This is a genomic window from Borreliella mayonii, from assembly GCF_001945665.1.
GTDB lineage: Bacteria > Spirochaetota > Spirochaetia > Borreliales > Borreliaceae > Borreliella > Borreliella mayonii.
The window spans coordinates 21,418-33,415 of sequence record NZ_CP015795.1; the positions used below are offsets into that span (position 1 = coordinate 21,418).

17 protein-coding genes and 2 pseudogenes are annotated in these 11,998 nt (G+C 28.2%); 18 read left to right on the forward strand and 1 reads right to left on the reverse strand.

All coding sequences use genetic code 11. The features are described from left to right. Nucleotides 1-102: 102 nt before the first annotated feature. Entirely contained in the window at nucleotides 103-642 is a 540-nt protein-coding gene (locus tag Bmayo_RS06315) for a hypothetical protein (protein WP_075552766.1), read from the forward strand. A gap of 51 nt (nucleotides 643-693) precedes the next feature. Here Bmayo_RS06315 and Bmayo_RS06320 read toward each other — a convergent pair whose 3' ends face one another. Further along, on the reverse strand, nucleotides 694-2,289 hold the full coding sequence (locus Bmayo_RS06320) for a peptide ABC transporter substrate-binding protein (RefSeq protein ID WP_083651426.1): 1,596 nt from the start codon (nucleotides 2,287-2,289) through the stop codon (nucleotides 694-696). 527 nt (nucleotides 2,290-2,816) lie between these two features. On the opposite strand from Bmayo_RS06320, the gene Bmayo_RS06325 reads away from it, so the two are divergent. The 17 genes and pseudogenes from Bmayo_RS06325 (at nucleotide 2,817) to Bmayo_RS06390 (ending at nucleotide 11,998) form a co-directional block, all read left to right on the forward strand. Next, entirely contained in the window at nucleotides 2,817-3,455 is a 639-nt protein-coding gene (locus Bmayo_RS06325) for a hypothetical protein (RefSeq protein ID WP_075552767.1), read from the forward strand. 104 nt (nucleotides 3,456-3,559) lie between these two features. Beyond that, the gene (locus Bmayo_RS06330; RefSeq protein WP_075552768.1) at nucleotides 3,560-4,168 is read left to right on the forward strand and encodes a hypothetical protein; all 609 of its coding nucleotides are present in this window, start codon (nucleotides 3,560-3,562) and stop codon (nucleotides 4,166-4,168) included. Between the two features lie 354 nt (nucleotides 4,169-4,522). After that, nucleotides 4,523-5,748: pseudogene (locus Bmayo_RS06335) on the forward strand (anti-CBASS protein Acb1 family protein). 101 nt (nucleotides 5,749-5,849) lie between these two features. After that, on the forward strand, nucleotides 5,850-6,356 hold the full coding sequence (locus Bmayo_RS06340) for a DUF1357 family protein (RefSeq protein WP_235633222.1): 507 nt from the start codon (nucleotides 5,850-5,852) through the stop codon (nucleotides 6,354-6,356). 69 nt (nucleotides 6,357-6,425) lie between these two features. Then, nucleotides 6,426-7,037, forward strand: a pseudogene (locus Bmayo_RS06345) (DUF228 domain-containing protein). A gap of 16 nt (nucleotides 7,038-7,053) precedes the next feature. Beyond that, nucleotides 7,054-7,983 carry a hypothetical protein gene (locus tag Bmayo_RS06350; protein WP_075552790.1) on the forward strand — a complete coding sequence of 310 codons (930 nt, stop codon included), beginning with the start codon at nucleotides 7,054-7,056 and terminating at the stop codon, nucleotides 7,981-7,983. Beyond that, a complete protein-coding gene (locus Bmayo_RS06355) occupies nucleotides 7,976-8,428 on the forward strand; it encodes a DUF3890 domain-containing protein (RefSeq protein ID WP_075552769.1) in 453 nt (150 codons plus the stop codon). The genes Bmayo_RS06350 and Bmayo_RS06355 overlap by 8 nt, the downstream gene beginning before the upstream one ends. Then, on the forward strand, nucleotides 8,425-8,799 hold the full coding sequence (locus Bmayo_RS06360; protein WP_075552770.1) for a DUF1506 family protein: 375 nt from the start codon (nucleotides 8,425-8,427) through the stop codon (nucleotides 8,797-8,799). Before Bmayo_RS06355 ends, Bmayo_RS06360 begins: the two co-directional genes overlap by 4 nt. Further along, the gene (locus Bmayo_RS06365) at nucleotides 8,796-9,164 is read left to right on the forward strand and encodes a hypothetical protein (protein WP_075552771.1); all 369 of its coding nucleotides are present in this window, start codon (nucleotides 8,796-8,798) and stop codon (nucleotides 9,162-9,164) included. The genes Bmayo_RS06360 and Bmayo_RS06365 overlap by 4 nt, the downstream gene beginning before the upstream one ends. Continuing rightward, nucleotides 9,161-9,700 (forward strand): DUF764 family protein, encoded by a 540-nt coding sequence (locus Bmayo_RS06370; RefSeq protein ID WP_075552772.1) that lies wholly within the window; start codon nucleotides 9,161-9,163, stop codon nucleotides 9,698-9,700. Before Bmayo_RS06365 ends, Bmayo_RS06370 begins: the two co-directional genes overlap by 4 nt. Before the next feature lie 36 nt (nucleotides 9,701-9,736). Further along, a complete protein-coding gene (locus tag Bmayo_RS06375) occupies nucleotides 9,737-10,633 on the forward strand; it encodes a DUF787 family protein (protein WP_250637818.1) in 897 nt (298 codons plus the stop codon). After that, nucleotides 10,614-10,808 carry a DUF787 family protein gene (locus Bmayo_RS07410; protein WP_250637819.1) on the forward strand — a complete coding sequence of 65 codons (195 nt, stop codon included), beginning with the start codon at nucleotides 10,614-10,616 and terminating at the stop codon, nucleotides 10,806-10,808. Before Bmayo_RS06375 ends, Bmayo_RS07410 begins: the two co-directional genes overlap by 20 nt. Before the next feature lie 96 nt (nucleotides 10,809-10,904). Beyond that, nucleotides 10,905-11,231: a DUF1463 family protein gene (locus tag Bmayo_RS06380; RefSeq protein WP_235633223.1), complete on the forward strand. Its 327-nt coding sequence runs from the start codon at nucleotides 10,905-10,907 to the stop codon at nucleotides 11,229-11,231. A 64-nt stretch (nucleotides 11,232-11,295) separates the two neighbouring features. Beyond that, nucleotides 11,296-11,388: a DUF1473 family protein gene (locus Bmayo_RS07415; RefSeq protein WP_250637820.1), complete on the forward strand. Its 93-nt coding sequence runs from the start codon at nucleotides 11,296-11,298 to the stop codon at nucleotides 11,386-11,388. Then, nucleotides 11,370-11,585: a DUF1473 family protein gene (locus Bmayo_RS07420; RefSeq protein ID WP_250637821.1), complete on the forward strand. Its 216-nt coding sequence runs from the start codon at nucleotides 11,370-11,372 to the stop codon at nucleotides 11,583-11,585. The genes Bmayo_RS07415 and Bmayo_RS07420 overlap by 19 nt, the downstream gene beginning before the upstream one ends. Continuing rightward, complete coding sequence (locus Bmayo_RS07425; protein ID WP_250637822.1) at nucleotides 11,539-11,787, forward strand: DUF1473 family protein; 249 nt, start codon at nucleotides 11,539-11,541, stop codon at nucleotides 11,785-11,787. Before Bmayo_RS07420 ends, Bmayo_RS07425 begins: the two co-directional genes overlap by 47 nt. Beyond that, nucleotides 11,780-11,998, forward strand: coding sequence for a DUF1322 family protein (locus Bmayo_RS06390; protein ID WP_075552773.1), 219 nt, complete (start codon nucleotides 11,780-11,782; stop codon nucleotides 11,996-11,998). The genes Bmayo_RS07425 and Bmayo_RS06390 overlap by 8 nt, the downstream gene beginning before the upstream one ends.

Below are 11,998 nucleotides of genomic sequence, written 5' to 3' on the forward strand. Positions count from 1 at the left end.
TTAAATTGATTGGTGGATTTATGTAAAAGATGTGTGGTTTTTAGTTATTTGAAATAATTTTTTGCTTTTGAAATAAATTAAATTTTAATTAGGAGAATATACATGAAGAGATATATTTATGTATATATATTTGCAATAATAGTAAATTCTTATTATTTAAATGATTTTTCTAATATGGAAAAAAGCAATTTTAATAAATATGATTTAAATTTTTCTAAGCTTTCTTTATCTGAAAGAGAAAATGCTATTTTAAAAATTCAAAGAAAATTTAAAAGTTTAACTGATAAAATAAGTTCTAGAATATCTAATTATAGCGAGATTAAAGTTAGCAATTTTTTTAGCGAATCTAGTGAACAAAAAATTAATCTTTTAAATAAAATTTTAGAGATTTTAAAAGTACAACACGGGTTGATGGAAAAAAGTAGCAATAGTTTAAGCAAGCTTAGCATGTTAAGTGGAAGCAATTCTGCTATTCTTGATCCACAGCCAGAATTGAAACTTTTAAATCAAAAATATTCAGATATAGATGAAAAACTGAGAGAAATATGTAATTACATTCTTAGTAACAGTATTGACTTTAATAAGGTTTTAAAGGATTTGGTTTATTTAAAAGAGAGCTCTTTAGCACTAATACAAAAATAAGTTTTTTATAAATAGAGTCATTAATTTTTGACTCTATTTATAAAAAAGCATTTATTCTTCTAAAGGTTTTATTTCTGATATGGCAAATCTTTCTGAATTGTTTGTATTCCATCCTGTCCATTTATCATTTTTAAAAAGATAGTTTCCCGCAACACTGTATATTGGAATTATTGGATAATCATTTTCAATAATTATTTCTTCTATTTTTTTTAATATTTCTAATCTGAGTTTTTCATCCACTTCAAGATCAGATTTGCTTATCAGCTCGTCAAGTTCAGGATTTGAATATCCGTAAGATACAAAATGTGAACTTTTAGTTTCAAATAAATTAAAGAATGCCATGGGATCTAAATAATCTCCTTGCCAGGACCTTACTGAGATCTCATATTGGCCTTTTAAAATATTTGATATGTGGTTAGCCCATGTTTCAGGTTCAATTGCTACATCAATATTTAAAACTTTTTTCCATTGGCTTTGAATAAAATTAGCAACTTCTTTTTCAAGATCATCTTTATTGTATTTTATTGTAAGAGTTGGAAAATTTTTCCCATCCGGATATCCAGCTTCAGCTAAAAGTTTTTCTGCTTTTCGTGGGTTGTATGGCTTTAGCCTTTTCCCGTAATTATAGTTGTTAATGTTTGGACTTATTTTTCTTGTTGCTTTAAAGTTGTTATCAAGCACTCTGTAAACCAATGTTTCTCTATCAACTGCAAGAGATAATGCTTCTCTTACTTTTGCATTGTCAAGAGGTTTGACATTTGTGTTTAATGAGAAAAACCCAATTTGGTTAATGTCAGATGAATAAAAATCTTCTCTTAAGATAAGCTCATTAATAAGGTTTAAGGGGATATTATTAAAAATAGCATCAATTTCATTGTGCTCATACATGCTGTAAATTCTGCGAGCGTCATTTATGGTAACAAATATAAGCTCATTAATATCAACGTTTTTAGCATCATAAAATTTTTTATTCTTTTCAAGAGATATTTCTTCGTTTAAGATTCTTCTTTTTAACTTAAAAGGTCCGCTTGTAACCATGTTTTCCGAGTTTGTCCATTTATTTCCAAACTTTTTAACAACGTGAGTAGGAATAGGCATAAATATTGGGTGTGTAAGCATATCAAGAAAATATATTGTTGGGCTAGAGAGAGTTATTTCTAGAGTTTGCTCATTAATCACCTTTACTCCAACTTCATCTGCATTTAATTTTGTTTCGTAAAATTCTTTTGCATTTTTTATCTTTGATATTAATAGGTTAATATTTGGCACATTAAGCTCATTTTCTAAGGCCATTATGTAAGAGTCTCTAATAGTGCTTGCTGTTATTTTAACGCCATCACTCCAATAAATGTCGTCTCTTAAATAGAACGTATAGCAAGTATTGTCATAAGAAATGTCCCAATTTTTTGCAAGTCCTGGCCTGTATCCACCTGTTTTAGGATCACCCCTTAAAAGCCCGATAAATAGTTCGTTTATAATTAAATTGCCCAATCTATCGCTACAAAATTGTGGGTCAAGCGATGTTGGTTCGTTTCCAATTCCAACGCCAAAGACAATATCATCTTTTGCTTTAGAAGTCGTGCACGAGATTACAACAGCAATAATTAATATTAAAATTAATCTCTTATTTTTTATTTTGTTATTCATTTTTCCATCTCCTCATGGCATTTTAGTATTTTATAGCAAATTATATTGCAATATATTTTTTTAAAATACATTTTATACTGTTGGTAAATACTCCAATAAGCCTGTTGTTTTTTGTTTATTTGTGAAATTAAAAGGTTTTAGCTTATTTTTAATGCAATTAAAGCTTTCAATTAAAGCTTGAGATTTAGCAAAGAATATTCTTTATTTAAAGGGAAAAGACGAAAAAAGAGACACATTATTAGCTTTAAAACTACAAATAGAGCCTTAAGGCTCTATTTGTAGTTTTAAAGAAGTTTTCAATGAATTGTTGATTTATAACAATAGAAAAATATATATCTCTCTTTGTTTTTTCCAAATAAAATTTAAATCTTTATTTAGGTGTTGGGACCTTTAAAGTAAATAAAAATTTAAGTTTTAATTTCCTTTTTATTATTAAAGAATAAAAAATTAAAGAGATTGATTTTTTATATATCTTGAAAAATCTAGAAAATGAACTATAATTACGACTTATTTTAGCGGAGGTTTTGATGCAAAGGATAAATATTTTATTAATGTTATTAGCGGTGTTTTCTTGTAAACAGTTTTGCGATGTTAAGTCGCTTACAGAAATTGATTATGGGGATGGCATTCCTATTGTTGTTAGCGATGTAGTTAAAGATTCGTTTGTCAAAGAGATTTCTTTAACTCCCAAGGAAGCTGAAAAGTTAGAGACTTTAAAGGTCTTTTTAAAAGATGCAATGGATTCTAATGGTAGAGAAGACAATTTAAAAGCTGTGTACGAGAAATCTTATAAAGAATTTTTTGATTGGCTTTCTAAGGATGTTAATAAGCAAAAAGAGTTTGTAAGCTTTTTTGACAATATTTCTAGCATTTTATCTAAAGCAGTAGATGCAAGCAAAAAGCAAAGACCTACCGAGCAGCAATCTTTAGGCTTTAAAGAATATGTTTGTTACAAAATCAAAAATAGCAAAGGCGGGGCTTTAAGTTTATTCTTTCAAAAGGTAGCTGATGCATTTGGTGTTGATGAGTACAAAAATGGAAATGATGAGAGTGTTAAAAAACCTGAGAAATGTAATGAAGAGATTTTTAAAGTAATTAAAAGAGTGTTTACCCAAAGCGAGAGTAACAACGAATTGAAAAATTTAGAAAATTGTGCAAATGTTTAAATATTTGAGATATGCTTTTTATAAAGACAGGTTCTAGTGAGAACTTGTCTTTATACTTTTTAAACGACTTTTAAGGACTTTTAAGATTATATCTTTATTAGGGTATGAGTGATAATAGCAACAACGCAAAGATCAATTTTCAAGATTTTAAATTTAATAATGTTGAATTTGCCAAAGAATTATCAATCCGGGTTATTAATTCTGCTTTAGAAGTAGAGACTAATTTAGATGAAATTTTAAAGACAAAGAATTTGCATGATGCTCATTTAAGGGTCCAAAAATCAAAATCAAGACTTATTTCTACGATTAATCTAGCTAAAAAGCTAAACAATTATCTACTCTTAGAATTTGATAAAATTCCTGATCTTGATATTCCTGTAACATTTAGCATTGTTGACAAGATTTTAAAAGTATTTTATTGGACAATAGTCAATTTTGATTCTCATACAGTAAGTGAAATTGAATTAATAGGGCTAAAAGAGATTGATTTTTTAAATGAAGATGAAGAAGGAATAAAATCAGCTGAAGAAGAGATTAGTAGTATTAAAAATTCAAAGAAAAGAGAATTTCTCTGTGAGCTACTTTTAGTTATTAAATCTACATTTCAAGCAGATAGGGCCTTAATAAAAGCAATAAGAGCATCCCTTTTAGCGACAGCTTTTATTGCTCAACGGGGAATAGAAGGCAAGCAAATTTTATTTTTTTATGTTTAGTTTAAGTTAATTGGATTTTCTGTATTTCAATATTAAAAGGTAGAGAAACAGCTCTCTACCTTTTTAATATTTATTGGGATTGGATAAAGTATTAATTTTCTTTTTAATATCATTTTACAATGTCTATCTTTTAACAATGCGAGCAAAAGTAAGCAGAATATTTTGTAAGTTTTACTTACATTCTTTAATTAATATTAGCATAAATACTCTAAAACATATTAGTTTTTTATAAAATTTTAAACGAATTTTAATATTTATATTTTGTATATTATTATTTAATAATAATTATCAAATAATAATAATTTGTATAAAAAACTGTTTTTGATATAATAATGTATAATGATATTTAAAAAAATGATTAACGAATTTAAAATGGAAATAAAAAACAATAAATCTAAAATCAATCCTGTTAATGTTTACAGATATTCAATTTTTTTTAGGAATTACATAGATAGTACAGCAGAAGATGCGCTTAAGAATGGAATTAATTTAAGCTTGCTTGAAATGTCTTGCTTAAAAGAAGGTAGCAGTCTCTTATAAGTTTAAAGGTACAGCTAAAAGAAGCTCTTCTTGAAGCAATGATAAGCTATAGATTTAATGGAGCAGACTATATTTTAGTAAAACCCAAAAGTGAAGATGAAGATTTAAGCAAAAAGGTTAACAGTGAATTACCCACAGGTTTTAAATATTTAGATTTTCAAAAAATTATTAACAAAAGAGATTCTAATTACATAGAATATTTCTCTAGTTCAAAAGATTTAGATGGTTTTGAGAGAGCAAGGGTTGTAAAAATAGATAAAAGCAGAGTAATAATTTATGAAAATTATGATTATGTTTTAGGCACTCACGAACCCGCTTATACGCAAAGCTTACTGCTTAACATTTGTCTTTTAGAGCAAATTTATTTAGAAATAGAAAAAAGAATAAGAAATTATAATTTTTTGTTTTATAAAGATGAACATTTAGTAGGGCTTGTTGAATCATTAGAGATTGTAAAAGAAGAAATTAATATTTTGGCAAACAGTAAAGACAAAATATTTTCTACTTTTTTTAAAGCTCAAGAGCCAAATAAAACTTTTCAAGCATTAAGTAGCGTTTCTGATCAGCTTAGCAGAGAGCTTAGCAAGATTAAAAGCACTCTAAATAATGATGGAATTTTTTATACAGCATCAGAGAATGCGTGCCTTGAAGTAATAAAATATGATTTAGAGTCTTTAAAAGACGCATTTGAACTTGTTAAAGCAAAAATTGGAGCTGATACTAAAGAGCCTTTAACTAGAAGTTTTAATGAGCAAGTAAAAGGACTTGGTAGTAGCGGCAAGGGAGACAAAAGCAATTATTATGATTATTTAAAAGGTGTACAAGAATCTGTTTCTAATGCGTGCAATCTCAAGCTTAACAAATATTACAGATTAAATTTGAAGTTTAATGAGCTTGAAGCTTTAAGCTATGAGCAAAGACTTGAGAGGGATAATTTGCTTCTTGATGTTTATTTTAAATATTTAAAGCTAATTAAAAATGAAAATCTAAGCGACAAGGCAAAAGAAAATCTAAAAGAACAATTAAGTTTAGTTATTTAAAAGGAGTAATTATGAAAAAAATAGCTTCAAGCGCAGACAAAGACAACCAATAAGATTTAAAAGAGTCTAAAATCAAAAACAATGAAATTTTAAGCGATGCTTTGATTGATGAGTTTTTAGAATATAAAAATCTCAAAAGTGCAAGTAATAACTTAACTGATAATTTTTCTCACAATGACTTAAGAGAATCTGTTGAGATAAATAAACTTGCAAATAATAATTTAAGTTTTGAATACAATACAGAAAATCTTTTAGCAAATGGGTATTCTTTTAAAGAGGTTGTCAAAGGACAAGCTGAAGAGCTTATTAGAAAGTATGTAAAATCAGCTCAAATATTAGCAGTAGCTGGAACTGACAACCTTGATAAGATTGACTTACGTTCCCGTGCAATACTAATAAGAGTTGCAAAGACTAACATTAATCAGAACAAAAATTCAGAAAATTCATACAAAGTAATAAATTTTCAAGGAATAAAAGTAGATCAAAAAAATAATTTAAGATCTGAGAATGTTTTTTTTAACACATATCATGATTTAAGAAAAGCAATGTTTAATCAATGGGAAGAGCTTAAGAATGAATTTTTTTGTAATAAAAAAGCATTAGCTTAAATTATAAAAATTTAAGCTTTTAATGAAAAATTTAAATAAAAAATTAATTTAAAAAAAAGGAGATTATTAATGAGTGATTCAATTGATTTTCAAAAAGAGATAGAAAAACTAAAAGCATCAAAAGTAGAACTTGAGAGCCAGCTTGAAAGTTTAAAGAAAAATCAATCTCAAAAAATTGTTTTAGACAAGCTTCAAAGCGTTAATGCTAGCAGCTACCTCGTGTTTGAGAGTAGTCATAAATTTCAAGATGGGGGGCTTTATTTTGCTCAAAAAGGCGGACTTAAAAGCTCTCCTGCTGATAAGTTTGAAAATTACCAAGCGCAAGATTTTTGTTACAAATGTGGGGTTAAGCTTATTGTTAATGGCTCACATTTGCAAATAGCAAGAGGCGGCGGTAATGATCTTTATGGGGTTTGTGTCGACTTTGACGATTTTTCAAGAACCGGTACGGTTGTTACAATCACTTGTAGTTTTGAATGTGTTTTGATTACTAAAGACAAAACTATCAAAGCATCAGACAAATTAGTAATAAACAGCTAAGGGGTTTTAGAAAAATTTGGCAAGAATGCAACAGTTATTCACGCTTTAGCATTAGGTCCTGCTGAAGAATTAAAAGATAGAAGAAATGTTTATGGCGTTAGAGTTCTTTTTTTGGTCAAGCAAATAAAAGATGCAATTTAAAAAAGGAGAATTTAAAATGGATGAGAGCATATTAAATAACGACGAGTATGTAAACACAATAAGGGATGTTTTGGTTAAAGAATGTCCAATCCCTGAATATTATCATTTTCTAAATTCACAGCAAATACAAAGTAGCAATATTTCTCTTGGAATTGATAGAATTATCAAGTGGTATTCTAATTTAACAGACATTCCTACATTAAAGGTTAATGATTTTAACACAGTCTCAACAATAAAGTTCCAAAGACAAGTAGTAAAAATTAATTATTTACCTTTTCAGTATGCATTTACTTACTATGCACTAGATGGAAAAGTTAACGTAGAGGCAAACACAAATATTAACATGAGAGAAGGACTTTTGGGAGCAATAACTGAGATACAAAAGTTAATGAGTGTGCATTATTTAAAAGGTGGACTTACACTCTCAAAAGATAATAAAAGAACTCTTCTTGTTGATGAGTCTAGCAATGAAACTATGTACGGACTTTTAAATCTTCCAAATCAAATAGACAAAACAGTTGAACAGACAAACATATCAGATCAAATAAAATCAATAAATGATGATCTTTTAAAGATTAATTTAGAAGATGAGAGAAAGGTGCCTTTTAAAATACTTACAAGCAGTAAAATCAAAGGTCGTTTGCTTGAAAGGCTTCCAAACAACAATTATTCATACAAAGACATGCTTTTTGATTTTATAAGTGCAATTAATAATGATGCAAATATTGAGCTTGAGACTACAAATTTATTAGACGATGAAATTTTAATATATCCAAGAAGCAGCAAACTACTACTTTTAAAAGACGGTCACCAACCGATATTAAATTCATACACAGAAATTTCAAGTAGCAATTTTAGAACAAGTTTTCTTGACTTTTCTATTGGAACAATTTTGGCAACAAAAAATTCAATTCTTAGAATAAAATTTGAGCTAAAAAATGAATGAAAGCAAAGTAGATACCAATCAGGCTTTAAATGCAAATTTAAAAACTCTAGAAAGCGAGAACCTAGGATCACTGCAAACAGTGTATGAGCAAATACTTAGTCTTTTAATGCTTGATGTTAAGGATCTAAGCACCAAAGAATTTTCTTTATATTTAAATTTACTTGAGAATATTTTAATTCTTAAGAGAATAAGAATTAAAAGTTTAAATGATTTTACAATGTTTGTTCTGATTTATTATTTTATTAACTGCGAGCTAAAAAAAAGAAACAGATTAAAAGGTTTTAATAATCCGGTTAAGTCTGAAAAATTTAAAGAGATATCATTAGGGTATTTTCCCACAACTTTTGACAACAGCAGCAGTTGTGGGGGTGATTTTTGTAAATGTTTAGATAGTTTAATAGAAGATTTAAGAGCAAAAGGTTTTCTAATAGGAGTAGTTAAATGAAATCTTTAGAGATGATTAATGCAAGTTTAAGTGATATTATAAATACATATTCACAAGAGCTTGTTTTCTGTAAATATAAAGCAATCAAAGATCCAATTAATGCATCTTATGAAACTAGATTTAAAAGTTCTGATGCTATTATTTTTAAAGGAATGTTTTTATTAATAAGTCCAGAAGAAGTAGTTGAGATCGAAGGTGTAAATATTTTTGATAAAAATATTTACGCCAAGGTGTATACTCTTGAGAATTTGAAATTTGAGTACGGAGATTTGGTTAAGGTTTTTGATGATTTTTATTCGATCTTGGGCGCGCAAAAGAGCTACAAAGAAGGTCTAAATTATAATACTCTGGTTTTAAGGAGCTCTTGTTGAGTGTAAAAATTAAACTTAAAGACATTTCTTTTAATGCAGAAAATAGCATTAATATCAAATCGGAAGAACTTAAAAGAGAGATTAATTTCAAACTAGCAAAGTTTGCTTACAAAGAGTTTTATTCTAATATTTTTTCAAACAAAGGAATAAAAACAGCTTTTAGGAAATCTATTCAAAAAGGACTTGTTGAAATAAAAGATCAGTTTAGGGTTTTTTGCAATAATTATTTACTTAGCAGACAAACAGGCCTTAGGTCAAAAAGAGCTTTTAAGACCAAAAAGGCCAAAGAGGCTAAAGAATTTAAAAGCTTTTTTAAAAGCATTGAAGCACAGTCTCTTGAAGGTAAAAGAAAAGGACAATCATGATTATAGGACTAAATGAATCTGTACAGTTTTTAATAAAAATACTTACGAATTTTAAAAAATATTTGGATCTCAAAGAAATAGAATTAGAAATCTTAAATACTTATAACCACCCGTATTTGGAAAAGTTTGCTACAAATGCCAGTAATTTACTTGTATTAAAAAGCGAGTCTTTCGAGGGGCTTACTCCTAGAAATCTAGGGGGTAGAAATTCTTGTAAAGAATCTAATGAGTTTAGATTAAGGTTTTCACTTTATTTTTTAAGTTTTATTTTATTTAAAGCTTACAAAGATTCTTATGAGATCATTTGCAAAGTGTATGAACACTTTTTAGAATTTTTACACGAGAATAGATTTAAGTTTGAATTTACAAAAGAGCTTGATGGTTGTTCTTATTTGCTTTTAACTTATTATCTGTGCTCGATTAGCAATTTAAATAATGACGGGCTACTTGGCGTTTCGAATATGCATGCCAATATGTGTTTTAGTTTTAATCAGATTTTTGTTGCAAATATACAGGTTTTAAAACAAGAAAGATAAATTTTAAAAAAAATAAATTTAAAAAAAGAAGGATAAATGCCAAAAGATACAATAAGTGTTAGTTTAGTGCAAAATAGATTAGCTTTAAACAATATCAATTATTACAATCCGCTTTTAATTTACAAAAGCAATGTTTTAGCAAGCAAATGTTTGGCATTAAGTGTTACAAATTTTGAGGAGTTGCTTAAAAAGCTTGAGATACAAAAGACCCAAGAGCTTGATTCTTTTAAGAAGAAAATATCAGAAGAACAGATAAGCTTTTTACAAAAATCAATGGGTGATTTTTGGGGGCAAGACGGACTTAAGTCTGTTGATTTTTATGTTTACAATCAGATTAAAGAGATTAAAGATTTCTTAAAATCCAATTTACATCCGTTTATAGTTTTTGTAAATCAAGCAGAAGATACTATTGGTAGTGATTTTGAAGAGCTTAGAAAAGCTTGCAATTTTATTGTAATTTCTACTAAAGATGGCAACTTTCCAAATTTTTTAAAAGGCAAAGACAAAAGTGAGCTTAAAAATATTATTGCTGTTTACGGAGGCATTCAAAATTTGCACCTTAAGTTTACAGCACTGTATTTGCATCAATCAAGCATTTTCCATGCTGTTAATCCTTATGGTATGATTTTAAATTCTGCTCCTATTTATGATGATTCTCTTATTGATTCTCTTAGAAAATCCAATATTAATTTTTATTCTCTTTTAAATGAAACCGGCAATGATGGCATTTTAGCTTTCAAAGAAGGAGTTAGTCTCTCAGGTGATCCGATTGATGAGGCTTTTACGCTTTTTTATATTAAAAATGAAGCAATCAAAGAGCTTATTCGGATTTGGAATAAAAACAATAGAGCTAACAGTAAGCTTGGTGCCTTAAATTTGGATGGCAATTTGCCAAACGAATATACAGCAGGGCTTGAATGTTTTTTTTCATGAACTTAAACAAAAAGGCCTTATTATTTCTTATAAGCAGATTAGACTTAAAATTAATTCTTCTGAAGGTTTAAGCTTAAGCTTGGAAGTTGCACTTAAGTACAATGACAGCTTCAATAGCGTTAATTTAATAATAACAACACAAGAGATAAACGAATATTTAAGGAGAGCATCATAATGAAGGAATATTATTCACTGGATTTAATATTTTTTAGCTTTAATGACAATTTAATAGACAACAGGTACTCTTTGGTATAGCACAGAGCCTAATGTAATGGCCAAGGTAAGCACAGAAGACAGAAATTTTCCAATTCCAAGCTTTAGAGATCCAAGAACCGTTGTTCATATTTTTGATTTAGAAGTAAGCAAAGGATCTTTTGATTACAAGCTCTTAACAAAGCTAGGCAATGAGCAATTTTACGAGAATGTACCAAAATCTAAAAAGTTAAAAAGACTGGTGTTTAACGATCAGATGGGACTTAAAATTATTTCAAATAGTGCATTTTTTGCAGAAATACCAACTAGAAAGTATTCAGCTGATAATGATACGGTTAAGTTTACAATTCATGCAATCAATTGTGATGTTGAGAAAGCAAGTTAAAAGCAATTTGATTGAACAATAAAAATGTTTTAAAAATGTTTTAATTAAAGGATGCGAATTTAAAATGAGATATAAGTTAAAAATATTAACCAGATCCAAAACACATACATACGTTTTAAAAGATATTCCCATGTATGAGTGGGACAGTGTGTTTTAGGATTTGATGTTGAAAGAGATGAACTGATTGGCAAACTTAATGATCTGCGAACATTAAAAGAAATAACTAAATTAATGATCTCAAGAGGGCTTTTAGATGAATTTTACGAAATTATAAACAAAGAGAGAAGATATTCTGAACTTTACAAGTATGCTTCTTCCCACAATTCTTTTTTCAGTTCAGTATTCACTTTTTGAAACAATAGAAGGTTTTAAAAAGCCCGGTTTGGTTTACATTGAAAGCTTTCAAGATAAAAACGGCGATTACATTAAATATCACTACATTGACGAGCGCTGGAGTTATGATTTTTTAATTACAAGCAATTCTTCAGGCTTAAATCAAGAAGATTCTTTAGAAACTGGTTTTGATTCTTTATTGCAAGAAGGTGGCAATGAATAAGCAAGAGATTGCAACCAATTATTTTAAATACATAGACTATTTGACAAGAGAAGCTAATAAGTATTATTTTCCTGTTGTAATGGGCATTTGCACATACAAAGATGTTAAAAAAATGAGCTACAAAGAGCTTGTAGAGGTTGACCGAGTAGCTAATTTAAAGCTTAACAAGGAAATATATGAGAGGGTTTTGTCCTTTAGTAGCATGTTTTAA